Here is a 23,897-nt window from a genome sequence, read left to right on the forward strand (position 1 = left end):
GGATTTTACAGATTCCTTCTTGGTGGTCTGATCATTAGGAAGGAATCTGCTTTATTTCTGGGGGTCAATGTTATGAAAAGATGGGATTTTGTTTCTTTTTTGTCATCCTGCCTCCTTTTGGCAAGTTTTTTCCTGCCTAATTACCTGAACTTCAGAAATTCTCGGATTTCTTCGCCCCAGGCATTGAGTGTTCAGGACTGCTTCGGTGCTTTATTCTGGTGGGGGTTTGCGGCAATCGCACTCTTATTCGTTTTCTCTTTTATCAAGAAAAACAACCAGGTTTTAAATGCTGTGACGGGGCTTTTTGCCGGCATCTTTATGGGATTGTTATTTTATTGGGTGGCACGTTCCCCGGACCATATCCCTTATCAGGTGTCGGGCAACGCGCGCATTTCCCTGGGGGCAGGGTTTATCCTCACCATTGTGGCCTTGAATTGTGTCATGATTAAATGCAATCAATTTATTAAAATAAGCTGGCTCAGGATGCTGGTGGGTGGAACCGGTTGGTTATGCGTAGCTATTTTCCTGGTTACGGGACAATTAGACACCTACTCCATTATGAAAGAGTATCTGGGCGTGAAGAATCAGTTCTGGCGCGATGCCTGGCATCATTTGGTCCTGTCCCTGACGGTCCTTTTGACATCGGTGCTGGTTGGCTTGCCCCTGGGTTATTGGTGCTTTAAGAGCAGCCTGACTGATAAAATAATGCTTGTCGGCTTAAATATTACGGAGACCATACCGGCTATGGCCTTATTTGCCGTTTTAAGGATCCCTTTTTCTGCTTTGGGGAATCATTTTGCATTCTTGAAAGACCTGGGAATAGGTGGTTATGGGATTGCTCCTGCCTTTGGCGCCCTGTTCCTTTATGCCTTATATTTAATCATCCATAATGTGAGAGCTGCTTTCCTGAGCATTGACGGAAACTATATAGAAAATGCTTATGCCATGGGGATGACATCCCGGGGCGTATTTTGGAAGGTCCGGATGCCAATGGCTCTGCCCATTATTCTTAGCGGAATCAGGATTGCTTTTATCAGTACTTTAATTGGGGCTGCTTTAGCCAGCTATGTGGGTGGCGGAGGCTTGGGCGTATATATTGTCAATGGAATCAATAGTTTGGCCATGGATATGCTGCTTTTAGGTGTGATTCCTATTTTTGTGATGACGATCGTGGCCGACTATCTTCTGCGATTTTTGATAAATCATTCTTTTCCCAAAAGGGGGGTGGCAGGTCATGATTGCGTTACAGGAGGTATGTAAATTTTATGATGATTTAAAGGCGGTCGACCACTTAAGTCTGGAAGTTGCCGAGGGAGAGATTTGTGTTCTTCTAGGTAAAAGCGGGTGCGGCAAATCTACGACCTTAAAGATGATCAATCGTCTGATTCCATCCACCTCCGGCCAGATTAAGGTGAACGGTAAGAATGTTGAGGATTATGTAGTGGAAAACCTAAGACGCAGTATCGGATATGTGGTGCAAAGCATCGGCTTATTCCCTTATATGACGGTGGAGCATAATATTTCCCTCGTTCCTCAGATGCTTAAGTGGGATAAAAAGAAAACAAGGGCCCGGGTAGAAGAGTTGTTGGAATTAGTAGGCTTGGATGTGGATCTGTACATACATAAATATCCTGGGGAGCTGTCCGGTGGTGAGGCCCAAAGAGTGGGGGTTGCCCGTGCCTTGGCGGCCGACCCGCCTATTATTTTAATGGACGAGCCCTTTGGGGCAGTTGACCCCATTAATCGGACCCGACTGCAAAAGGAGTTTGTACGGATTCAGAAGCAATTGCATAAAACTGTGGTTTTTGTCACCCATGATATTGAAGAGGCTTTAAAGATCGGTGATAAAATAGGGATTATGGATAAAGGGGTATTGCAAAATTTTGCCCCGCCGGAAAAGATTATGTCAGGGGGCAACCAGGCATTTGTGAGAGATTTCTTAGGGGAGGATTATTTCCTAAAAATTTTATCCCGTTTTCCCATTGCCGATTATCTCGTTTCTTTTTCCGCCCCTGTAACAGATTATAAGCTTTGCTTACCCGCTGCGTCCAATTTACAGAATGCGCTTGCCATGATGGTTTCTCAAGGTGAAATGAAAACTGCCGTTCAGGGCGAAAACGGCACCATGCTGGGAGAAATTAATCTTGACACCGTGTTGCGCGTTTTGAAAAGAAGTGAGTGATAAAATGGAAAGAAAAAAAGGTTTAAGGGATATGGTGGTAGTGGCCATATTATTGCTGGCCTCCATATTCTTATTTGAAAAATGCAAAGAGTATATCTACGCAGTAACAAATTTGTCTTATCATGTACAAGGTGAGTTTGACTTACCCTTATTAACTTGGCAACATATTACCATGAGCTTTTGGAGTTGTTTGCTTTCCATCATCATCGGTATGGTTTTAGGCATTTTCTCTCTGACCAGGTTGGGCAGTGAGTTTCGACCGATTATTGAGAAGATGGTAGCGGCTTCCCAGGCCTTGCCTACAATTGGTTTATTGGCCATTCTCATTCCCATTCTTGGCTTCGGTCTTTTGCCCGGAATCATTGTTCTGGTGATTTGTGGTACGATGCCCATTGTATTTAGTACCATTACCGGTATTGAAAATGTTCCTGAACAAATGATCGAGATTGGCAAAGGCTTGGGCATGACGAAAGGAGAAGTTCTTTTAAAGATTCAGTTGCCTCTGGCATTCCCTGTGATCTTATCGGGCTTGCGTACCTCCAGTATTATCATTATTGGTAGTGCTACCCTGACTGCGATTACCGGGGCCGGGGGATTAGGGCTGCCCATTTTCCGGGCAGGCTTCAGGGGATTTGATCCCATTATGCTGATTGAAGGGGCCATTCCTGTTACCTTACTGGCAATGCTGGTTGATAAGGTCTTTGCTTATTGTGAAATTAGATTTAAAACCCGATTTGAGGGGTAAAATGAAAACCGATGCCCTGAACCGGCATCGGTTTTCTATTTTTTTTAACCTTTTTTCGTGATGCCTGAACCCCATGGATGAGGCTTCTTTTTTATTGGGCTTCTAACCAACTCATGGCTTCATCAGGATCATTAAATACCTTTACGACAACTCCCGCGTCAGAAACAAAACTTGTCTGCCTCTTCATATTCATTTGCCCGGTAATCTTTTCCGGCTGCACTAAGGCCCAATATTTCCAACCTGCTTGCGCTGTGTTAGGGAACCAAATATTGTTGGCCCATTCTGTGTCCTTGACACCTAAGGCATTATTATTCCGATCATCTGATAACCATTTTTTGGCCCCGTTTTTTCTTAATTCCTCAGTTCCCCGATTTAACAAATCCTGCAGGGGTTTGCCGGTAATATATTTTTTGATTTGATGGTGGATGATTTTCTTGTCGGGATAATACCACAACGAGGCAAATTCATTATCAATAATGGTCAATTTAGACATCATGCTACCTTCCTTTTATTCTCAATTATTTGCTATAGATCATAACTCAGAAATATTAAGAATTAATTGAAGCAAAGTTAAGATGAGTAAAATTATCTTCATCAAGGAAGAAATTCAGGATCCAAGGGAAAAAATAACATAATTATTACATGGCCATAACATGATCATGCTATGGTTATTGAGAATATATCAGAAAACTCAATAATAAAAGGCAAGGAGAAAAAAGATGGACACTAATGAAGAAAAAAGGAGAATCGCCAGGGCTGGCTATCGAATTAAAGGGCAAGCCAAGTATCGGGACAAATTCTTCAAAGGTGAAATCATAAATTTCAGTTTAACCGGCTTTTTGTTTAGTTCCGATGCGGTCATCGATGTGTGTGAAGGAGAGAAACTGATCATTTTGTTTCAGTGGGATCAGGAAATCCGGGATATGGTATCGGAAATTACCTGTACCGTGATCAGAAAAGTAAAAAATATCTTAGGATTAAAATTTGATGTGATTGATTATGATACGTTAATGTACCTGAAAGAAAAACTCATTGATATTACCGGTGATGAAAACAAGATCAATGATGCGTTTATCCAATTCATCATAGGGAATAAAGGATAATATCACATAAGGGAAAGGAGATTCTTTATGTTTAATCAGTATTTTGGCAACTATCTTTTGGAGAAAAGAATCGTCACACCGGAGCAGCTGAGAGTTGTCTTGGCAGAGCAAAAATCAATCAAGGTCAAGCTGGGGGTTTTGGCAATTGATTCCGGTTATATGAATGCAGCTCAAGTAAATCAGATACACCGGCTGCAGGCTGCACGGGATAAAAAGTTTGGCGAATTGGCCGTAGAAAAGGGCTATTTGACTGAAGAGAAGCTTGATGACCTGCTTAAAGCACAAAAAAAATCAAATGTCTTGTTGGGACAGGCGCTGATCGAAAAGGGCTACTTAACTTTCGAGAAATACGAAGGGGTACTTCTTCAATATCATGAGGATTCAGGCTTTGGTCCGGATGAAATGAAAGCCTTGAAAGATAACGATGTGAAAAAAATAGTCGATATATTTCTTAAAACAGTCGATCGCCCGGACAACGGCATCTATCATGATTACCTGGAACTCTTCATCAGAAATTTAGTCCGGTTTATCGATGATGAAATCAGGGTGGAAGAAGCGGAAGAGATTGATTCCTATCCTTTTCATCATTTTATCACCCAGAGAATGGACGGACAGCATCCTTTGTTCACTGGTTTTTCCGGCGCGGAAAGTACCCTGGCCAGATTCGCTTCCCTTTATGCGCAAGAAGCGTGCCCGGGTATGGATGCCATGGCCAAGGATGCTCTAGCCGAGTTCCTCAATTGCCACAACGGATTGTTTTTATCCAATCTTTCGCATCAAGGGGTGGAGCTGGAATTATATCCTTCAGAAGTAAAAGAAAACGGGATTCTTCGGCCTGTTAAGAAGCTGTATCGCATACCCTGTTATTTGAGTTTTGGAGAGATAGATGTAATATTTTCTGATGCATCTCCCAGTTATTTATAAAGATAGGGTCATGGGATAGAACAGGATCGGGTCCCATTACCCTATTTTATAGATAAAAGAATAAGGAAAATGGAGGACTTTCAAATGGCAAAAATACTTATTGTGGATGATTCCATCGTCTCAAGGAAGAAGCTGAGGGAAATACTTGAATCTGCCGGTCATGAAATTGTCGGTGAGGCCTGTGACGGCGCCGAGGCATTTGAAAAATACCAGGCTTTGCTGCCGGACCTTGTCACCATGGATATAACCATGCCCCATATCGATGGGATTACTGTGCTCAAGAAGATTATGGATTGTGATCCCCATGCCCGCGTGGTGATGATCACTGCTTTGGGAAAAGGGGATAAAATACTCCAAGCCCTTAATGCCGGAGCCAAGAACTATATCACAAAACCTTATGAGGATGAGCAAATTATCCGCTCGCTTCAGGAAGCCTTGGAAGAATTGTAAAAGTTGAGGGGTTTTTTATGATAGAGACGATTGCTAAACTAGTACAGGCTGCACCTGCCTTTCCCGTAACGGAAAACGGCAGCATTGTTCACGATTACTTTGAGCAAAACAAGGAAGCAGAAGGTGTAGTTTTAGTGGATCGGGAAAAACCTGTGGGAATCATCATGCGGCACGATTTTTATCAAAATATCGGCAGGCAATTCGGATATGCCCTGTATATGAAACGGGAGATCGGGCTGATCATGAAATCGGAGATTGTCTGTGTGGACATTTCCTGCGATATGGCCAAATTCGGTTTCATTGCCATGAATCGAAAGAAGGAAAATTTATATGATTATATTGTGGTGCTGAAAAATGACCGGTACGCCGGAATCGTAAGCATCAGCAGATTCCTTATCGAAATGTCGGAAACCAAGGAACGTGAAATCGCACTTCTCAACAAGCAGCAACAGATCCTGAAACAAGCAAATGAAGCAGAGAAGCAGCACCGCATGGAAATTGAGCAGAAGAATGCTTCCATCAAAAACTTGCTGGATCATGCCGGCCAAGGATTTCTTTCCTTCGGCAGCGATTTAATGATATCGGCAGAACATAGCAAAGAATCGGATGAAATCTTTGGGTTTTCCATCAGCAAAAAAAATCTTCTGGACATTTTGCAGGATTTTGTGGATCGCGAGACCATCGGCATCATGAACAATGTATTTAAAAACGTCTTTCATGAGCAGAACCAGAAAAGAAATAAAATCTATCTCTCTATTTTGCCCCGGGAAATCATGATCCGGAAGAAATATATTCAAGTGGAATATAAAGTGATGGCCAACCAACCGGAAAAATCGGTGATGATTATTCTGACCGATATCACAGATAAGAAAGCTTTGGAATGGAAAGATGCGGAAGAAAAGAATAAGGTCAAGCTCGTGATTTGGGCGATCGGCAGCAAAGCTGAAATAAATCAGGCCATAGACGATTTGCGCGATTTATTTAAAAATGGCATCCCCCAACTTTTAAACAGCGGCCAAGAAAAGAAAATCATTCTCCATCAGATCTATCGGATGATGCATACCATGAAAGGAGATTTTTCTCTTAATTCCCTGCATCACACGTCCAGGGAACTCCATAGGCTGGAAGACACGCTTTCTGAGATGCTGCATCATAGCGACACCGTCAGTCTGGATGACATCCGTCAATTCGTAAATCAGGTAGACTGTGACAATTTGTTGAAAAAAGATATCAAAATCATTACAGAGGCCTTAGGAACCCAATACTTTGAAAATGATGAAACATTTACGGTGAGTAAGAAACGATTAAGAGAAATAGATGAAGAGATCAGAAAAGTATTCAAGGGCAATGAACAGGCCATGATGCTGCAACTGTTGGATCGTCTTTTCTATCCGAACCTGAAAGAGATCCTGAAAAATTATAATGACTATACCAAAGCAGCTGCAGAAAAATTAGGTAAAAGCATCACAGATTTTAAAATATCCGGTGAGGATTTCTACATGAATAGAAACATCTACACGCCATTCACAAAATCCCTGGTCCATATCTTCCGAAATATCGCCGATCATGGGATTGAGGAGCCGGATGAGAGAATGGTTTCCGGGAAGCCTGAATCTGGCGAAATTACCTGCCGGATCGAAAAATATCAAGACAAATATGTGGTGCAAATATCTGATGATGGAAAAGGAATCAATCCGGATCTGATCGGAAAAAGGGCCATAGAGAAAGGGATCTATACAGAGAGTGAGATCCGCCATCTCTCAAAGGAAGAAATACTTGAGATACTTTTCTTTGACGGCTTTTCTACCAAGAATACCGTGGACATGCTTTCAGGCAGAGGGGTGGGCCTTGCCGCTGTACGATCAGCGCTGGAAGAGATCGGAGGGACGATCAAGGTCGATACCCAAGCGGGCAAATTTACTACTTTTCACTGTGTTCTCCCTATTTACCGTTAATAATCTATTCCGCTTTACTATTTTTATCGGGTATGTTATCTTAATAAAGGATGAAAGGTTATAGGAGTTGATTGATCCGATTCATTGTAAAAATTGAATGAATTGGAAGCGGATATTTAAAACAACTATTTTCCGATAGACCATTGTTACCAACATTTCCTATGGTTTATTTGTGTCAGGTTGTTTTAAGTATTCTGGTGGTATTTGGCGTCTCAGAATTCTGAGGCGTTTTTTGTTCTCAAAAAAGATGAAAATAAAGCCAATTCGGCTATTGAGATGAATAAAAAAACATGCTCATTGTATAAAGGAGGAATAAACAACAGGTTATCGATGATGACAAAATAAGCAGGGGATTCTATTGTTAGCAGCAGGGAGGTATGGGTGTGAGCGACTTGACAATCAATCATAATGAAATTATCGGAGCTATTGATAGGATGCCCGATTTTTTCTCTGTTTTAGACAAAGAATATAGAATTACTTACCTGAATAAGGCCATGCAATCGGCATTTTCCGGTAAGTCGGAAGATTTGATTGGCCGGAGCATTCTGGACATGATCGATCATGAAGAAGATTTAGCCTTATTTAACATGGTATCCCTAGCTATGAAAGAACAAAAGGAGCTAAATTCTGAAATATTTGATGGGGCCGCAGATCGCTGGTATGAATGGTCTGCTTACCCCTTAGGAAATGGTTTGGCTGTTGTTAGGCACGATATGACCAGGCATAGAAAATTGGAACAGACCCTTTGCGAGAGAGAAGAAAAATACCGGGCCCGGTTTTTTAATAGCCCGGCGATTGAACTGATGATTGATTTTGAAACGGGGGATATTCTTGACTTTACCCAGGCGGCGTTAGATTTTTACGGATATTCGGACAATGAACTAAAAGGCATGAAGATATATGAGATTAACACAGCGGATCTAAGGACAATTTTTCGGAATCTGAAAGAGGTAAAAAGGTTTCATGAGAAATCCTTTTTCTATCAGCATCGGCTAAAAAATGGAGAAATTCGCGATGTGGAGGTCTACTCAGGATTAACCGAGATTTTCGGGAAAAAAATTGTCCATTCCATCATTTTTGATATTACAGATAAGCAGAGGATGGAACAGGAATTACGGGAAAGCCAAGAGAGATTAGCATGGGTGATCCGTGGATCCAAAGCAGGGATCTGGGACTATGATCTGGTGCATCATCGGCTTTATATTGACAAGCAATGGAAGGCTATTTTGGGCTACGAAGAGCATGAGATTCCCGATGAGTTGGGAGACTGGCGGAGCCGGTGTCATCCGGAGGATCGCAGTAGAGTAACAGACATGGCAAGTCATTATATCACAGGAAAGAATGAAAAATATGAACTGGAATACCGGATGCGTCATAAGAACGGTACCTATCGTTGGGTCCATGCCACAGGAAAGTTAATTTTTGACTGGGAAAATTGCCCGATCCGTTTTGTAGGCTCAATTATCGATGTTACAGATCATAAACAGGTGGAAGAATTACATCATGAAATGGAAGAAAGGCTGAAGGAGTTTGCCCAGGCAGTGCCTGATGCAAGCTTTATCGTGGATGAGGACGGCCGGCACATTGAGATCTTTGGCAATTATCAAAAGATCATTCCGTTCCCAAAAGAACAGTTAATCGGGCGAAGGATTCAAGAAGTCATGCCGGGTGAAGATGGAGAGGTACTATTAAATGAAGTAAAGCAATGTCTTTTAACCAATGAATCTCGCTACCGGGTGGATGAGAGGAAGCGGGGAGAGAAAAATATCTGGATTGAGGGAAGAGTGGTTCCCATGGACTATCGTTTCCATGGGAAAAGAACGGTTGCCGTCGTTTTAACAGATGTCACAAAACAACGGCAATCAGAAAAGATGCTGCAGTTCAACTATGAATTGAGGAGAAAAAGTGATTTCTTTAATGATATTATCGGGGGGAAAATATCCATTACGGAAAAGTCTAAGTTAAGTGCCCAATCCTGGGGCGTAGATTTTGCCCAACCTTTGATTTGCTGCTTGTTAAGCCTAAAAAAACCATTAGATCCCCAAGAGAGGCAAAACAACGGCTCAGTTAAGGCACCGATTCATCAGGATAAAGAGGATCTCCTAAAATTATTAAGCACAATTCCGGAATGTATTGTCTGGGACTGTAGGGAAAGGATCGGTATTGTAAGCCATCATCTTACTGTCAATGATCAGGGAGAAAAGGGTTTAAAAATAATTGGGGAAATTAGAGAAAAAGTACGTACCTATGCGCCTGATTTAATCGTCACAATTGGTGTTGGCAAGGTGCATTCCGGGCCGGACAGCTTTGAGACCAGCTTTTTGGAGGCAGAAAGCGCCCTGGCGGCAATTCTCTGCAAAGGAAAATCTGAAGAAGTAACCTGTTATTATCAGGACCTGGGTCTTTTTCAATTGCTTCCGAGCATGAGCGGCCATAAGCTGGCACCGAATTATGTGGAAACCATGATTGGCCCCTTAATTGCCTATGATTTGGAAAGGGGAACGGATCTGCTCAAAACGCTGGAAGAGATCTTGCAGAACGCTAGCATGAAAGAAGCAGCGGAAAAAATGTTCCTGCACCGCAAGACACTGGTGTTCAGAAAAAAGCGGATCGAAAAAATATTAGGGGTCTTACTTGAGGAATTTGAGATGCGCATGGCGCTTGCAGCGGCAATTAAACTCCATAAATTAAAAAACATTACGAATAATTAAATAATTTTATCCGGATCAGGCGAGTTGTTATCCAGCGGGGATAACAACTTTTTTTATTTTCGCAACATAATTGGTATCTGTGGTAAATTGTGTAAAATAGGTTCTTCAAATAAAATAAAAAATGTCGAAATATACCAAATATAATCGTAATAAAAATAGATTTGTCGAAATAAGGCAAATATGTCTTCATAAAAAGATGAAATGACGAATCCAAAGGAAAGGAAGGTAGAGTAAAAAATGGCGCAAGAATGGGAAAATACCATGGAACCGGAAGAAGATACGCAGAAAAATAAGTATCTCACCTTTGTTCTGGGAAAGGAGGAATACGGGATCGAAATCAAACATGTCATTGAAATTGTGGGGATGCAATCCATTACAAAGATCCCGGAACTACCCGACTACATGAAGGGGATTATTAATTTGCGGGGCAAAATTATCCCGGTCATTGACGTGAGGCTCAGATTTATGAAGGACGTAAAGGAGTATAATGACAGAACCTGCATTATCGTCATTCAAATCAGAGACGTTTCCGTGGGGCTGATTGTGGATAACGTAGCAGAAGTACTGTCCATTTCTCAGGAAGATATTGTTCCGCCTCCCCAGTTGATCAGCAGTTATCATCAGAAGTACATTAAAGGGATCGGCAAAGTTGGCAGTACGGTAAAGCTGGTGTTGGATTGCGACAAGCTGCTCAGTGACGAAGAGGTTTATAGTCTGTCTGAAGTATCCTAAAAAAGTGCCGTGCTTGTATATCGGGCGCGAGACGTCATCTTATGAAGACAAAGCAAATCTAAAAGGAGGTTTTTAGTATGAGATTAACAATAAAAAAGCGGTTATTATTAGGATTCGGTATGCTCTCTCTAATATTGATGGGGCTGGGGATCTATGCCATCTTTTCTCTTAACACCGTGAATGGAAAGACGACGGAAATTGCGGAAGAGTGGCTGCCCAGCGTAGATTATGCCCACTCTATCAACACAGCAACTGCTAATTTTCGCATCAAGGAATATAAGCATGTTCTTTCCGCTACACAGGAAGAGATGAGTAGCTTGGAACAAGAGATGGACGAGCTGAATGATGAAATTACAAAGAATATTGAGGGATACCAAACCGTGATTTCAGGTGAGGTAGACAGAAAGATCATTAATTCCGTAACAGCTGAGTGGGATAACTACCTGCAAATCCACCAAAAAGTATTATCCTTGAGCCGTGCCCTAAAATCCCAAGAGGCAGTAAATTTAATGAACGGTGAGTCAAAGGCGGCCTATGATACAATATCCAATGGGTTGCTGGAACTGGTGAAATACAACCAGGACGGCTCGGGTCAGGCCAGCAAAAATGCCAGCGCGGTTTATTCCAGCACGAGAAGTATCTTAATAGTGGTCATCCTTATCGCCGTCATCATTTGTATCGGAGCAAGCCTCATGATCACCAACAGCATTGTCAAACCTGTCAATAAGCTGATTGGTGTGGCGGACAGGCTTGCCCTGGGCGATGTAAACGTTGCGGTGGAAGCGACAACGAAGGATGAAATCGGTAATCTGATGGAATCCTTTGGCCGGATGGTGGAAAATATTCGGGAGCAAGCTTTTGCCGCGGAAAAAATAGCCGCAGGGGATTTAACGGTCCAGGTGAAAGTCAAATCCGATGATGATCTCCTGGGTAAAAAGCTGAGCGAAATGATTGAAACAAACAATGAAATACTAACCAATATAAGTTCCGCGTCAGATCAAGTGGCTGCAGGTGCCCGGCAGGTATCCGCGTCAAGTCAGATGCTGTCCCAGGGGTCTACCGAACAGGCCAGTGCCATCGAAGAAATCACCTCGTCCATGACCCAAGTTGCTGCTCAGACCAAACAAAATGCGGTAAACGCAAACCAGGCAAACGAGCTGGCGCTGACCGCTAAAGACATTGCCATATCGGGCAATGGCCAGATGCAGGGAATGGTGAAAGCGATGGCGGAGATTAATGATTCTTCCTCCAACATATCCAAGATTATCAAGGTGATTGACGAGATCGCTTTTCAAACCAATATTTTGGCCTTGAATGCGGCTGTGGAAGCAGCAAGAGCAGGCCAGCATGGAAAAGGCTTTGCCGTGGTGGCCGAGGAAGTAAGAAATCTGGCGGCGAGAAGTGCCAATGCCGCGAAAGAGACCACCGAGATGATTGAAAACTCCATCAAGAAAGTTGGCGCCGGCACCCAAATTGCCAACAGCACTGCGGAGGCATTGGACAAGATTGTAGACGGTGTGGCCAAGGCGGCGACACTGGTGGGAGAAATCGCCGTTGCCTCCAATGAACAGGCCACAGGAATCGCCCAGATCAATCAGGCGATTTCCCAGGTGGCTCAGGTTGTACAGACCAACTCTGCCACAGCGGAAGAAAGCGCAGCGGCCAGCGAAGAACTGTCCAGCCAGGCAGACCTGTTGAAGAGCGCCGTAAGCAGGTTCAATCTAAAAACAGGGAAAAGTAAACTTAGCCTGGAAGATGGGGTAAGCCCGGATATGATGCGTATGATCGAAGAGGTGCTGGAGAAAAAGAGGTCTTCCCGCCACCTGGAGCAGGGAGCCGGCGATTTTGCGGAAGCTGCGGCTGCTAAGGAAGTGCCTGGAAAGATAAAAATATCTTTAGAGGATCATAATTTCGGCAAGTATTGATGAACCGCAGAATGTTGCCCAAAAGGGGAGAATCCGCTCCCCTTTTGGCACCAAAGGTACCGGGAGGAATATGAAACCGATTACAGACCAGGAATTTAACCAGTTGGTGAACTATATCAGGATGAAGTACGGCGTGGATCTTTTTTATAAAAAGACGCTTGTACTGGGACGGCTGCAAAACTATATTGCGCAAAACAACTTTAAAAGCTTTTCAGCATACTATGATTTTGTCCTGTCGGATCACACCGGGGCTGCTGCGTCTGTTCTCATCAATAAAGTAACGACAAATCACACTTTTTTTATGCGAGAACCGGAGCATTTTGACTACTTCCGGCAGAGAATTCTGCCCCAACTGGAATCCACAGAAGCCAAGAAAATGGATTTGCGTATTTGGAGCGCGGGATGTTCCACAGGGGAGGAGCCTTTTACGCTGGCCATGATCATCTCCGAATATTTTGGGGTCCGAAAAGGATTATGGGATACTCATATTCTGGCCACAGACATCTCGACAAAAGTGCTTCAAGCAGCGGTAGCGGGCATCTATTCCCATGAAAGGATCGCATTGCTGCCGGAGAAATGGAAAAAAAATTATTTTGTGCGCGTAGACGAAGAGAATAGCATGATTATTGACAAAATCAAGAAAGAAGTCATCTATAAGAAGTTTAATCTTATGGAGGAGATTTTTCCTTTCCGGCGTAAGTTTCATGTCATATTCTGCCGGAATGTGATGATCTATTTTGATGCAAATACCAGAGATGAACTGGTCTATAAATTTTATCAATGTATAGAGCCGGGAGGATATTTGTTTATCGGGCAATCCGAATCACTGAACCGGGAGGCAACTAAATTTAAATATGTCATGCCTGCCGTCTACAGAAAGGATTAATCCTGTACCCATAATAAGATCAAAGTGCTGATCGTTGATAGTTGCCGATTATTTCACTTTCTTTTCCCTCATTCAGATTTTCTAATATCTCATGATACCGTTTCGTCCCTAATTCGCTTGGTTCTCCCTTTTTACAGAAGGCAAACCCCGCTAATTTCGGATTAACCCGTTCCACAACAATCTTGCCATCCACCAATTTAGATTTTAATATATTGAACGCCTCATGAAATCTTTTATCTTCCTTTGCTCTGTTGTAAAACGATAAAACATAGAGATAAATAAAGAGATTATAATTACCGAAAGGGTATTCAGCCTGCATGAACAAAGTACCCATTCCATAGTGGCAGGGGCCAAGCGGTTTTCGTATTGTCCAATGTTCAAGCATAAATTCCACGGCCCGATCAAGGGCCGGTTCTTTATTGAGGAAACTTGTAAATCGAAAAACATTCAGAGCTGTCAATGTCGGACCGGGATTTGAAAAATCCGTTTCCGGACCTCTCCCGAAACTGAACTTGTTGCAGCGCCAGCCGCCGTCGCTGTGCTGGATATCAAAAAGATGCCGGAACGTTTTTTGAAGCCTGCTGTCCGTTGCATATCCTAAATGGCAAAGTACATTGGCAGCGTTGATAGTATGACAGGGATATATTGCGCCTTGTGGGGACAACTTAAACCGTCCGTCTTCCCGCCATGTGCTAAAAATCAAGTCTGCAATCTCTTCTAATAAAGGCTCGGAAGGTTCCAGTCCCAATTCCAGCAGTAGTAGTGTGCTCATAAGGGTAGAAAATGGACTTCCTTTACTCAAACGTTTGTCGGGAGTAGTCCAATAGTCAGCACCGTTGTCATATCGTTTTGCCAATATCGCAGCAACATCTGATTGATACTGTTGTACTATTGCCATTGCCATCCAACCTCCTTAAGTTAAAGATACCCCAAGGCCTGATTATTTCAAGAAAAATATACCATAAAAAAATCAGCTTTTCTACCACTACAAAAGCCTCTGGCTGTAGTCATGCTTAATTACGATAAATAAAATAAAATGAAGTTCGGATACCCATAATCTAAGCGATAAATTAGGATTTAGCGTTTAATTTCCTTCCGGTGCTGTAAATGGATACCGATATGACCTATTCCTAAAATCGAAACAGCTATAAGCATCCATATTACCTTTCCATAGATGCCAAGCAGGAAAAACGCAATAACTGGTAATGTTGCGCCTGCAACGGGTATGCTGCAAAAGCTGCTATAAAAGTCTTTTATACTTTTTTTGCTTCTAAAATAACGTATCCACCATAACTCGTATAAAATCATTACAGCAAACGCTGCCAGAAGCCATGGACTCCACAGCGTCAAGTGATGTATATTAAAATCCGAAAAGATGAGCGCAACACAGGTGACACAAACCTGCCCAACTTTTTCAAAGATAAAAAGCACTTTGTTTTCGTTTATACTACTGTATTCTTTCGGTTGATACCTCGTCCATATCATATTAGGTATAAAAAGCATGATTAGGAAAATCATGCCGATATAAGAAAAGCCCAAATGTCCCATATAACCACCTAACAAATCCCAGTTTATCCGCATGTTATATAAATGTAATGATTCAAATCGAATAAAGCTAAAACAGATCTGAATTTTACAACTTATTACTCTGTCTTATCCATGATAGGCTGTCCTGCCAGCCCATATAGCATTAAATCACATAATTCTTTCAACAAATCTTTGTTTCTATTCTTCAGCATTTCCGGCTGCTGAACTACATTCTGATACATTTTTAAATAAATCGTCGCCGCTTCAATAGAAAGCTCTTTGCGGATATAGCCTTCCCTACGGCCTTTTTCGATAAATTGGCCTACGATCTCAGGATATCTGTGTTGATAAAAATCATCTGCCAGCTTTTTGATCTCCGGATCGCTATCAAGCAATGCTCTGAGCGTCTCCAGATTGATGTAATCAATGAAATCATCGTTCATGGATAGGGCACGCTTCAATAATTCCGGAAAAGGCAGGTCGGTTTCCCATAGTTCTTTTCTAGCTTTCCATCCGCTTTCAAGGAGATCTATTACGGTATCCTTCATCAGCCCTTCCTTGCTCCCGAAATAATTATAAATACTGGCCGGTGCAACCCCTGCCTTTTGAGCGATTTCATTGATGCTGGTTTTTTCCGTACCATACATGCAAAAGAGCTCTAAAGCGGCAGTACGTATTTTATTTTTTTTTGATTCTGTGCGACGTTCATATCCGTTCATGTATGTTCACCCCATTTTTATAATACTAAATGTTTTACAATGAGTCAATATAAAATATATAAAACATATTGACACAAGCTTCGCGTTTGGATAATATAGATATATTATAGCGTATCGATATAAAACATATAAATCGGGAGGAGTGCACATGAATGTGGTTCATATTCACAAGCTGACCAAGTCCTTTGGCACAACTCAGGCCTTAAAAGGAATTGATCTCAGTGTGAAGCAAGGGGAAGTACACGGGTTTATTGGCCCCAACGGCGCGGGAAAGTCTACGACGATTCGCATCCTGCTGGGGATTTTGCGCAAAACGTCGGGAAAAATTACCCTGCTGGGGGGAGATCCCTGGCAGGATGCTGTGAAACTGCATCGCCGGCTTCTTTATGTTCCCGGTGATGTTACCCTGTGGCCTGATCTATCCGGAGGTGAGATTATTGATCTCCTTGGGCGGCTGCATGGAGGGCTTGACCTTTCTCGAAAGAAACAACTGCTGGAACGTTTTCAGCTTGATCCCACCAAAAAGAGCGGAACCTACTCCAAGGGAAACCGGCAGAAGGTAGCTTTGGTGGCGGCCTTTTCCTGTGAAGCCGAATTGTATCTCTTGGATGAGCCTACCTCAGGGCTTGACCCCCTGATGGAAGCGGTCTTTCAGGAATGCGTGGCGGGAGTAAAAAAGGACGGCAAGACTGTGCTCCTGTCCAGCCATATCCTGTCGGAGGTGGAAGCTCTGTGCGACCGGGTAAGTATTATCCGGCAAGGGAAGATCGCCGAAACGGGAACTTTGTCAGAGCTTCGGCATCTTACCCGGACCACCGTGAACGTGGAGACGGGCAGATTGGCCACAGGGCTGGAAAAATTGTCCGGTGTCCATGATGTGTCACAAAACGGGTTGAAGTACCGTTTTTCTGTAGACTCCGATGCCATGACGGGGGTGATGGAGGCGCTGCTGCCCCTGGAAATCAAAGCTTTGACGGCTGAGCCGCCCAGCTTGGAGGAGTTGTTCATGCGCCATTACGGTGACGAGATAAATGAAAGGGGGCACGCCTCCTTTGGGGCAAGTGAGAGGGGGAGTGGGAGGAATGCCCCCAATGAGAGGGGAGGAGTTTAGAGATGAAAGCCAGTGACTTTGCGGGCACGGTCACGCTTTTCAGGCTATTCCTGCGCCGGGACCGGTTCTTGCTGCCTCTTTGGATTTTTCTTCCGGTGATTCTAGCTTTGATCACGGCAGCCACTTTCACCGCCATGGCCGGCCAGGGACTGGAACGTGTTCTGACTGAGTTTGACAATGATTCATTGATTTCCGCCCTTCTTGGCCCGGTCATGTCCTTTGACCTTTCAGGAGCTATTGTCTGGCGCGGTGTTTCACAACTGGCCCTTGTCTTGGGGATCGGCAGCCTGCTGACCGTGATCCGGCATACCCGTACAGATGAAGAAACAGGTCGCAGCGAGTTGATTCGTGCCTATGTGGTAGGCCCTTATGCCAGCCTGACTGCTGCCCTGATGCTGACCGGTATGGGAAACCTGGCGGCGGGCCTGCTGATCGCCTTGAGTATCATTGCCCTTGGGGGTGGTGCAGGTGGTTCCTTTCTGTTTGGAGCAACCCTGTCGGTGATGGGGTGCTTTTTTGCCGGAATCGGCGCTTTCGGTGTTCAGCTCCGGGAAAACAGCGGAACTGCCCGGGGCATTGGTATTACAGCTTTAGGCTTGGGCATGGGGATGGCGATTTTGAATAATTTCGGAGGCGGCGCTACCTTGTTAAAATGGATAACGCCCATGGCCTGGCAGCGGCTGACCCAACCCTTTGCCGCAAATCTTAGCTGGAGCCTGCTCTATTGTGATGCCTTTGCGGCTGTACCCATCCTTTTTGCCTATGTGCTTTCTGCCCGCAGAGATCTGGGGGCAGGCGTTCTTTCGGCCCGCTCCGGGCCCCCGGAAGCAGCGCCCCGCCTTTCCAATCCTCTGGCCTTGGCCTGGCAGCTGCATAAGAGAAGTTTTATCGGTTGGCTGGCGGGGACGGGTTTGTATATTGCTGTGTTTGCGGCCATTTCTCCCGGTTTATCCAAGACCGGCGGCATGAGTGATTGGCTGTCTAACCTGGGCGGCACAAGCTGGTCTGATGCGGTGGGTTTAGGCTATGTCTTTATCAGTATCGCCATCTATCTGATCTCCCTTTTTGTGGCTGTCTATGCCATGACCGCCGTATTGCGCCTGAAAAAAGAAGAAAATGAAGGCAGAGCGGAAATGCTGGTGGATAAACAGGTGAGCCGGATGGGCTGGATGAGCAGCCATTTAATCGCAGCAGCTTTCTGTTCTGCTGCCTTGCTGCTGGCCGTGGGCATTGCCGGAGGGCTTATTTTTGGGCTGGCAGCCGGCGATTTAAGCGATGGATTTTGGCCTATCTTTGTCATGAGCGTTTCCAAAATCCCGCCTGTCTGGATCCTCTTAGGCGTAACAGCTTTATTATATGGTTTATGGCCGCGCATGACAGCACTGGGATGGGTGGTTTGGTTATCCTTTGCTATGGTAGAGCTGGCCTGGGAAGGGCGGATCATTGATTGGTCACTGATGCGGATTTCCCCCTTCTCTTATGTTCACTATACCATTGATGTTACAAATCTGCCCCTGCTGCCCTTGTTTTTGCTCCTTTGCCTTTCTGCTCTATTAACGGGAATCGGATTGTTCGGATTTCGCCATAGAGATGTTTTGACCAAAGCATAAACGATGGAAGTAGGTTGTTAATTTCGCTTAATAACCTACTTTAGAAGAAATTTTTTCCGAATCAATTTTGCCGAGTTGGCGGCTACGAATACAGACCCCACATTATGAGTAACCGCTCCCAGAACCGGGCTTAAATACCCCATACTGGAAGCAAGGATGGCCAAGAGGTTAAAAACAAGGGCAAACATGATATTGTAGTTGATGGTTTTTAAGGTTGCCTGGCCTAGCTTAATCACATAAGGTATTTTCGTCAAGTCGTCCGCCATTAATGCAATATCTGCGGATTCAATGGCCACGTCCGTTCCCATGGCCCCCATGGCAATACCGATATCCGCTGTGGTGAGAGAAGGCGCATCATTGATGCCGTCGCCCACCATGATCACTTTATATTTCTGCTCCTGTAATTTTCTAATGGCGTCAAGCTTTTGTTCCGGCAGCAACTCGGCATCCAGTTCCTTAATGCCTGTAATTTGGGCAATATGTTCTGCCACGGTCCGCCTGTCCCCGCTTAATAATACCACTTTGTTGATGCCCAGCCGGTTTAGGGCAGGTACGAGCAGCTTGGCTTCAGATCTGATTTCGTCGCTTATGCCCAGATAACCAATGGGCTGATCGTCCTCCTTTACAGTCAGGTATGTTTTAGCCGTCATCTCAGATAATGGGTGATCCGCGCCGGTTGGTGCGGTTCCCACAAAAATCTTTTTATTTTCTACCATTGCTTCTATTCCTTGACCAGGAATTTGCCGAAAATTTTCTGCGTCATAGATGATACTTTGGGATCTTTCTGCGGCCTGGAAGACGGCACCGGCAAGGGGGTGTTCGGAATACTTTTCCGCCGAAGCCGCCATACTTAAAATGTATTTTTCCGGCTTGCCATTGAGAGGGATGATCTCCTCGACGACAGGTTCCCCCTTGGTTAAGGTGCCGGTTTTATCAAATACAGTGGCATCGATCCTGCCCAGTTCTTCAAGGGAGGCCCCGTTTTTAATTAAAATCCCGTTTTTGGCCGCGTTACCTAAGGCGGCGGTAACGGCTGTGGGAGCAGCCAAGATAAAGGCGCACGGGCAGCCGACGATCAATACGGTGATCGATCGATACATGTCACCGCTTATCAAATAGACAAGAATACTTAGCCCGACGATAAAAGGGGTAAAATAGCGGGCATATTTATCCGCCACCCTTAAAACAGGTGCGCGTAATTGTTCCGCTTCATGAACCAGGCGAATGAGCTTGCCCAGGGTGGTATCCTCACCTACTTTTTCAACTCTCACCACAAGCATTCCCGTGTAGCTGATGCTTCCTGCAAACACCGGATCATCAACGCTTTTTTCCACCGGCAGGGATTCTCCTGTTAAGGAAGCCTGATTAATGGAAGCTGTTCCTTTCATCACCACGCCGTCTACGGGAACCCGTTCCCCAGAACGGATCACGACCAAATCACCTGCTTTTATCTCCCCCAAGGGGAGGACTGTTTCCACACCGTCCTGAAGAACAGATGCTTCAGCCGGACTAAGACGAATCAGCGATTGAATCGCCGACCGGGCCCGCTGGGATGTGAACTTTTCCAGCAAAGAACCGAGGACCATGATGAAAGCAACGATCGCCGCGGATAAATACTCTCCCGCTGCAACGGAAGCAATGATCGCCAGGCTCACCAGTTCATCTACGTTCATTTGTTTTTGCATCAGGCCTGTAACAGCTCCCCAGATGATCGGTCCGCCCAGGACTGCTACCGCACACAAGGCAAGGACTGAAGCAAGGAGCGGGAAGGATGGCTCTAAAAAATAACTGAAAAGAATGAGCAGGGACCCTAGAGCCATGAGATAAAACTCTCTGATATTCAACAATTCCTTAAAGTTTCTTTGATTTGCATAACGTCCGATCATATGTTTCTCCTCCATACCCAGACAGGAATCCTGTTTAGAATACCTCGTTGTTTAATTTTTTCGCAATGGAGAGCAGATGATTGCTTTCCTCCTCGGTAAGTACGGATAAAATTTGCTCGGTTAAACTTAGATGATATTGATGATGTTCCTCAAAAACCTGCTTTCCTTTATCGGTAAGTGAGATGATATAGACACGCCTGTCTTCCAGGGTCGACTGTCTCCTGGCGTATTCTTTTTTTTCCAGGCGGTCCACCGTTACGGTGATGGTCCCTGTCGTTACCCCCAGTTTTTCTGCCAGTTGCCGCATATTCATCTGCCCATATTCTCCCAGAATTTCAATGGCGTGGGTTTCTGACACGGACAGGTCACTGGCCTTAATAACAGAGCCTTCCCAGGAGGCAAACCCGTTATAAAAACGAAACAATTCATAGGTCAAATCAGTCAGCATTTCACATGGACACCTCCATAATTAGTTTGATTATCTTATTATTTGAAGTTCAAATATAATATACAGGATCAGGAGATTTTTTTCAACACCTATTTTTTCCTTTCTATCATAAAAAGTTCCTCCGGTGCATGAGAGGACAGGCTATTCTTCTCGTTTTATGGAGGATTTTGCTCTTTTTTGTGGAAAAATAGTGGGGAATAAAATTTTTTCATAACGAAGGGACGATTTATGAATGGCCATTGAAAAGGTTCGTGCACATTTGAAAAAATGGGGTAGAAGTGAGGATATTCTAGAGTTCGAAGCATCGAGTGCCACAGTAGACCTGGCGGCACAAGCATTGGGCGTGGAACCGGCCCGGATCGCAAAAACGATTTCTTTTCGATTTCAGGCAGGCGCTCTTCTGGTCGTTGCGGCGGGGGATGCCAAAATTGACAGTGCCAAATTTAAGAGAGAATTCGGCTTTAAAGCAAAGATGCTGACGCCTGACGAAGTGCCTGCCTATATCGGACATGCTATTGGCGGGGTATGCCCCTTCGGGCTGAATGAGGATACTCCTGTTTTTTTAGATGTGTCTTTACAAAGATTTAAAACGGTTTTCCCGGCCTGCGGGAGCAGTAATTCCGCTATTGAGCTTACTTGTGACGAGCTCAATGAATATTCTTTAAATAAAAAGTGGGTTGACGTTTGTAAGGGCTGGGAGGAAGAATAAAAGAAATACACAAAAAACCCCGTCCGTTATGAGCGGACGGGGTGGTTCTACGATGCATGCGTGACGGCGCTTTTTGCTGTCTTCTTACGATTCTGCCACATGGTCCAGAGCGGTCCGGCAATGCAGATGGTGGAGTAGCAGCCGGAGATAGTGCCGAACATCATCGGCAGGGCAAAGGCCCTGATGGATCCGATATCATAGATCTGCGCAAAGATATAGACCACGGTAATGCTCAAAAAGACCGCGATATTGGTATTGATGGAACGCCGCATGGACTGGGTGATACTGGTATCAACCAGTTCCTCCCAGGAAACCTTTTTACCTAAAAGACGTTCGTTTTCTCGGATACGATCATAAATGACAATGGTGTCATTTATGGAGAAACCGATGATGGTCAGGATGGCCGCAATAAAGGAATCGTTTAGGGGAATTTTAAAGATGATAAAAGCCGCGGTGACGATGAAGGCGTCATGAAACAGGGCCACAATCGCCATGGCTCCTGCAGATAACCCGCCGATGTTCTTAAAGCGCACGCCCACATAGGCCAGAATCAGCAGGAAGGAAAGGGCGATGGCGATCAGGCCGTTGGTAAAAAAGCGCTTGCCGATAAATGGTTCCACCGTCAACGATTCGGCCAATGCCAGCTTGGCATCCGGATAGGCCGTAAGGAGGGCGGTGCTGACGGCCTCCTGTTCCTGGGAGGTAAGCGCTTCATTACTTGCCAGGCTTACAATCAGCATTTGCTCATCTTTGGCCATATTGGACTGCAGTTGGCAGTTGGTTGTTCTTCCCACCGCCTGTTCCACCATTTTTTCCGCCTGTTCGGCGTCAACTGGGCCGGAATAGGTATACTTGAGGATGGTGCCGCCCTTAAACTGAATATCAAGCTGAATCCCATTGATAAAAGCAGCCACAACACCGGACAAAATCAGGCAAAGGGAAATGATAAAAAAGATATATCTGTGTTTGTAGAATCGGATCATTTTGCCAGCCTCCTTGCGCCAAAGAATTGGGGTTTCCGGAATGCCTCAAAGTTGCTGAGGGAGCGGATCATCAGCCGGGATGCCGTCACACCGGCGATAAAGTTCATGATCACGCCGCACAAAAGCGTATAACCGAAAGAGAGCAGGGCGCCGGAGCCGAAAATAATCAAGATGACGGCCACGATAATCACCGTAATATTGCCGTCAAAAACGGAAGAAAAGGCCCTTTCGAAGCCCCGATCAATGGCCCTGCCTAAAGTTTTACCCGTATTAATCTCTTCCTTAATACGTTCAGAAATGATCACATTGGCATCTACGCCCATACCGATGGATAAAATCACGCCGGCGATGCCGGGCAGGGTCAGGGTAAACTGGGGTACGGACAGGGCCAATAGCTGGCCGGTTACCTGTAAAACCAAAGCGATGCACGCCACCAGGCCGGGCAGCCGGTAATAGAGAAGCATAAACAAACAAACCAGCATAAAGGCCAGCTTGCCTGCCAGCACCATTACGGCAAGGGCATTGCTGCCCAGGGTGGGGCTGATGATGGTGCAATTTTTTACGACCAGGGAAAAGGGCAAGGCGCCGGAATTAATCTTATGGGCCAGGGCCGATGCGGCTTCCAGGCTTTCCATGTTGGTGATCTCCGCATTGCCTCCGATAATCTGTGTTTCTACGATGGGTGAAGAAATCAGGGTTTCATCCATATAAATAGAGATCCTTTGTCCAATCAGCCTGCCGGTGGCCGCGGCAAATTTGGCCGCACCCTGATCCGACAGCTCAAGTACGACAACAGGGTTCATGGTAACCTGGTTTATTTGACCGGAGCTTTTGGCCACATCGGTGCCTTCCAAGACAATATTGCCGTCCGGGTCACGAAAGGTGAGCCGGGCCGTTTCCCCCAGCTCGGATACGGCCTTTTGGGGGTCGAAATCTGCTTCATCGGATTTCCAGGGAAACTGGACAATAATTTTGCCGTTACTCTTGTCTATGGTAACATCCCGGTCCGTGATATTACTGGCGTCCATCCGCGTTTCGATAATCGCCCTAGCCGCTTCAAGCTCATTGTCTGTAGGTGCCTGATCCCAATCCTTCGGTTCATAGGTGGCCTCCACGCCGCCGCGGATATCGATGCCGTAACGCATCTGATCTGCGCCTTTTATCTCAAAGCTTCCCAGCTTGATGCCGAAGATAGAAAGGAAAAACAAAGTAACCGTTATGAAAACGGTTATAAAAAACACACGTTTAGAATGCATCTATAATTCCTCCCATTTAAGACCCGTCCTGTCCG

Annotated in this window: 22 protein-coding genes; 14 read left to right on the top strand and 8 right to left on the bottom strand. The window is 44.9% G+C overall.

From position 1 onward, the window contains the following. Positions 1-72 precede the first annotated feature (72 nt). From DCMF_RS24270 to DCMF_RS24280, 3 genes are read left to right on the top strand one after another with little or no spacing between them, the layout of a single operon-like run. Positions 73-1,260, top strand: coding sequence for an ABC transporter permease (locus tag DCMF_RS24270; RefSeq protein ID WP_148136818.1), 1,188 nt, complete (start codon positions 73-75; stop codon positions 1,258-1,260). Then, positions 1,235-2,182: an ABC transporter ATP-binding protein gene (locus DCMF_RS24275; RefSeq protein WP_148136819.1), complete on the top strand. Its 948-nt coding sequence runs from the start codon at positions 1,235-1,237 to the stop codon at positions 2,180-2,182. The genes DCMF_RS24270 and DCMF_RS24275 overlap by 26 nt, the downstream gene beginning before the upstream one ends. Before the next feature lie 4 nt (positions 2,183-2,186). Then, positions 2,187-2,927 carry an ABC transporter permease gene (locus DCMF_RS24280; protein WP_214658868.1) on the top strand — a complete coding sequence of 247 codons (741 nt, stop codon included), beginning with the start codon at positions 2,187-2,189 and terminating at the stop codon, positions 2,925-2,927. Positions 2,928-3,018: 91 nt separating this feature from the next. Here DCMF_RS24280 and DCMF_RS24285 read toward each other — a convergent pair whose 3' ends face one another. Beyond that, positions 3,019-3,423 carry a hypothetical protein gene (locus DCMF_RS24285; RefSeq protein WP_214658869.1) on the bottom strand — a complete coding sequence of 135 codons (405 nt, stop codon included), beginning with the start codon at positions 3,421-3,423 and terminating at the stop codon, positions 3,019-3,021. A 223-nt stretch (positions 3,424-3,646) separates the two neighbouring features. Between DCMF_RS24285 and DCMF_RS24290 the strand changes: the two genes are divergently transcribed. The 8 genes from DCMF_RS24290 to DCMF_RS24325 all read left to right on the top strand — a co-directional run bounded on the left by DCMF_RS24290 (position 3,647) and on the right by DCMF_RS24325 (position 13,613). Then, positions 3,647-4,030: a PilZ domain-containing protein gene (locus tag DCMF_RS24290; protein WP_148136821.1), complete on the top strand. Its 384-nt coding sequence runs from the start codon at positions 3,647-3,649 to the stop codon at positions 4,028-4,030. A 27-nt stretch (positions 4,031-4,057) separates the two neighbouring features. Then, positions 4,058-4,954 carry a lyase family protein gene (locus DCMF_RS24295; RefSeq protein ID WP_148136822.1) on the top strand — a complete coding sequence of 299 codons (897 nt, stop codon included), beginning with the start codon at positions 4,058-4,060 and terminating at the stop codon, positions 4,952-4,954. 84 nt (positions 4,955-5,038) lie between these two features. Then, positions 5,039-5,404, top strand: a complete 366-nt coding sequence (locus DCMF_RS24300) for a response regulator (RefSeq protein ID WP_148136823.1) — start codon at positions 5,039-5,041, stop codon at positions 5,402-5,404. 17 nt (positions 5,405-5,421) lie between these two features. Continuing rightward, positions 5,422-7,359, top strand: a complete 1,938-nt coding sequence (locus tag DCMF_RS24305) for an ATP-binding protein (RefSeq protein WP_148136824.1) — start codon at positions 5,422-5,424, stop codon at positions 7,357-7,359. 383 nt (positions 7,360-7,742) lie between these two features. Next, the gene (locus DCMF_RS24310) at positions 7,743-10,070 is read left to right on the top strand and encodes a PAS domain S-box protein (protein ID WP_214658870.1); all 2,328 of its coding nucleotides are present in this window, start codon (positions 7,743-7,745) and stop codon (positions 10,068-10,070) included. Between the two features lie 237 nt (positions 10,071-10,307). Further along, positions 10,308-10,802 (top strand): chemotaxis protein CheW, encoded by a 495-nt coding sequence (locus DCMF_RS24315; RefSeq protein ID WP_148136826.1) that lies wholly within the window; start codon positions 10,308-10,310, stop codon positions 10,800-10,802. A 77-nt stretch (positions 10,803-10,879) separates the two neighbouring features. Continuing rightward, positions 10,880-12,727 carry a methyl-accepting chemotaxis protein gene (locus DCMF_RS24320; protein WP_148136827.1) on the top strand — a complete coding sequence of 616 codons (1,848 nt, stop codon included), beginning with the start codon at positions 10,880-10,882 and terminating at the stop codon, positions 12,725-12,727. Between the two features lie 70 nt (positions 12,728-12,797). Continuing rightward, positions 12,798-13,613: a CheR family methyltransferase gene (locus tag DCMF_RS24325; protein WP_148136828.1), complete on the top strand. Its 816-nt coding sequence runs from the start codon at positions 12,798-12,800 to the stop codon at positions 13,611-13,613. A gap of 19 nt (positions 13,614-13,632) precedes the next feature. On the opposite strand, the gene DCMF_RS24330 is transcribed toward DCMF_RS24325, so the two are convergent. From DCMF_RS24330 to DCMF_RS24340, 3 genes are all read right to left on the bottom strand, one after another. Further along, complete coding sequence (locus DCMF_RS24330) at positions 13,633-14,511, bottom strand: prenyltransferase (RefSeq protein WP_148136829.1); 879 nt, start codon at positions 14,509-14,511, stop codon at positions 13,633-13,635. Between the two features lie 179 nt (positions 14,512-14,690). Further along, positions 14,691-15,161: a hypothetical protein gene (locus DCMF_RS24335; RefSeq protein WP_148136830.1), complete on the bottom strand. Its 471-nt coding sequence runs from the start codon at positions 15,159-15,161 to the stop codon at positions 14,691-14,693. Positions 15,162-15,256: 95 nt separating this feature from the next. Then, positions 15,257-15,859, bottom strand: coding sequence for a TetR/AcrR family transcriptional regulator (locus tag DCMF_RS24340; RefSeq protein ID WP_148136831.1), 603 nt, complete (start codon positions 15,857-15,859; stop codon positions 15,257-15,259). 148 nt (positions 15,860-16,007) lie between these two features. Here DCMF_RS24340 and DCMF_RS24345 point away from each other — a divergent pair, with 148 nt between their 5' ends. Then, positions 16,008-16,970, top strand: a complete 963-nt coding sequence (locus DCMF_RS24345) for an ABC transporter ATP-binding protein (protein WP_148136832.1) — start codon at positions 16,008-16,010, stop codon at positions 16,968-16,970. Between the two features lie 2 nt (positions 16,971-16,972). After that, positions 16,973-18,580, top strand: coding sequence for an ABC transporter permease (locus DCMF_RS24350; RefSeq protein ID WP_148136833.1), 1,608 nt, complete (start codon positions 16,973-16,975; stop codon positions 18,578-18,580). A 35-nt stretch (positions 18,581-18,615) separates the two neighbouring features. On the opposite strand, the gene DCMF_RS24355 is transcribed toward DCMF_RS24350, so the two are convergent. Beyond that, positions 18,616-20,466, bottom strand: coding sequence for a heavy metal translocating P-type ATPase (locus DCMF_RS24355; protein WP_148136834.1), 1,851 nt, complete (start codon positions 20,464-20,466; stop codon positions 18,616-18,618). Between the two features lie 34 nt (positions 20,467-20,500). Further along, a complete protein-coding gene (locus DCMF_RS24360; RefSeq protein ID WP_148136835.1) occupies positions 20,501-20,914 on the bottom strand; it encodes a MarR family winged helix-turn-helix transcriptional regulator in 414 nt (137 codons plus the stop codon). A gap of 232 nt (positions 20,915-21,146) precedes the next feature. Here DCMF_RS24360 and DCMF_RS24365 point away from each other — a divergent pair, with 232 nt between their 5' ends. Beyond that, positions 21,147-21,623, top strand: a complete 477-nt coding sequence (locus tag DCMF_RS24365; protein WP_148136836.1) for a YbaK/EbsC family protein — start codon at positions 21,147-21,149, stop codon at positions 21,621-21,623. A gap of 47 nt (positions 21,624-21,670) precedes the next feature. On the opposite strand, the gene secF is transcribed toward DCMF_RS24365, so the two are convergent. Both secF and secD read right to left on the bottom strand, forming a co-directional pair. Further along, entirely contained in the window at positions 21,671-22,606 is a 936-nt protein-coding gene (gene secF, locus DCMF_RS24370) for a protein translocase subunit SecF (RefSeq protein WP_148136837.1), read from the bottom strand. Next, positions 22,603-23,862 (bottom strand): protein translocase subunit SecD, encoded by a 1,260-nt coding sequence (gene secD, locus DCMF_RS24375; RefSeq protein ID WP_148136838.1) that lies wholly within the window; start codon positions 23,860-23,862, stop codon positions 22,603-22,605. Before secD ends, secF begins: the two co-directional genes overlap by 4 nt. Positions 23,863-23,897 lie beyond the last annotated feature (35 nt).

It is taken from the genome of Candidatus Formimonas warabiya (assembly GCF_002777255.1).
In the GTDB taxonomy this organism is placed as follows: Bacteria; Bacillota; Dehalobacteriia; order Dehalobacteriales; family Dehalobacteriaceae; genus Formimonas; species Formimonas warabiya.

Coding starts and splice junctions, on each gene's coding strand:
- DCMF_RS24270 (WP_148136818.1), top strand. CDS start 73: ATGAAAAGATGGGATTTTGTTTCTTTTTTGTCATCCTGCCTCCTTTTG.
- DCMF_RS24275 (WP_148136819.1), top strand. CDS start 1,235: ATGATTGCGTTACAGGAGGTATGTAAATTTTATGATGATTTAAAGGCG.
- DCMF_RS24280 (WP_214658868.1), top strand. CDS start 2,187: ATGGAAAGAAAAAAAGGTTTAAGGGATATGGTGGTAGTGGCCATATTA.
- DCMF_RS24285 (WP_214658869.1), bottom strand. CDS start 3,423: ATGATGTCTAAATTGACCATTATTGATAATGAATTTGCCTCGTTGTGG.
- DCMF_RS24290 (WP_148136821.1), top strand. CDS start 3,647: ATGGACACTAATGAAGAAAAAAGGAGAATCGCCAGGGCTGGCTATCGA.
- DCMF_RS24295 (WP_148136822.1), top strand. CDS start 4,058: ATGTTTAATCAGTATTTTGGCAACTATCTTTTGGAGAAAAGAATCGTC.
- DCMF_RS24300 (WP_148136823.1), top strand. CDS start 5,039: ATGGCAAAAATACTTATTGTGGATGATTCCATCGTCTCAAGGAAGAAG.
- DCMF_RS24305 (WP_148136824.1), top strand. CDS start 5,422: ATGATAGAGACGATTGCTAAACTAGTACAGGCTGCACCTGCCTTTCCC.
- DCMF_RS24315 (WP_148136826.1), top strand. CDS start 10,308: ATGGCGCAAGAATGGGAAAATACCATGGAACCGGAAGAAGATACGCAG.
- DCMF_RS24320 (WP_148136827.1), top strand. CDS start 10,880: ATGAGATTAACAATAAAAAAGCGGTTATTATTAGGATTCGGTATGCTC.
- DCMF_RS24325 (WP_148136828.1), top strand. CDS start 12,798: ATGAAACCGATTACAGACCAGGAATTTAACCAGTTGGTGAACTATATC.
- DCMF_RS24330 (WP_148136829.1), bottom strand. CDS start 14,511: ATGGCAATAGTACAACAGTATCAATCAGATGTTGCTGCGATATTGGCA.
- DCMF_RS24335 (WP_148136830.1), bottom strand. CDS start 15,161: ATGGGACATTTGGGCTTTTCTTATATCGGCATGATTTTCCTAATCATG.
- DCMF_RS24340 (WP_148136831.1), bottom strand. CDS start 15,859: ATGAACGGATATGAACGTCGCACAGAATCAAAAAAAAATAAAATACGT.
- DCMF_RS24345 (WP_148136832.1), top strand. CDS start 16,008: ATGAATGTGGTTCATATTCACAAGCTGACCAAGTCCTTTGGCACAACT.
- DCMF_RS24350 (WP_148136833.1), top strand. CDS start 16,973: ATGAAAGCCAGTGACTTTGCGGGCACGGTCACGCTTTTCAGGCTATTC.
- DCMF_RS24355 (WP_148136834.1), bottom strand. CDS start 20,466: ATGATCGGACGTTATGCAAATCAAAGAAACTTTAAGGAATTGTTGAAT.
- DCMF_RS24360 (WP_148136835.1), bottom strand. CDS start 20,914: ATGCTGACTGATTTGACCTATGAATTGTTTCGTTTTTATAACGGGTTT.
- DCMF_RS24365 (WP_148136836.1), top strand. CDS start 21,147: ATGGCCATTGAAAAGGTTCGTGCACATTTGAAAAAATGGGGTAGAAGT.
- secF (WP_148136837.1), bottom strand. CDS start 22,606: ATGATCCGATTCTACAAACACAGATATATCTTTTTTATCATTTCCCTT.
- secD (WP_148136838.1), bottom strand. CDS start 23,862: ATGCATTCTAAACGTGTGTTTTTTATAACCGTTTTCATAACGGTTACT.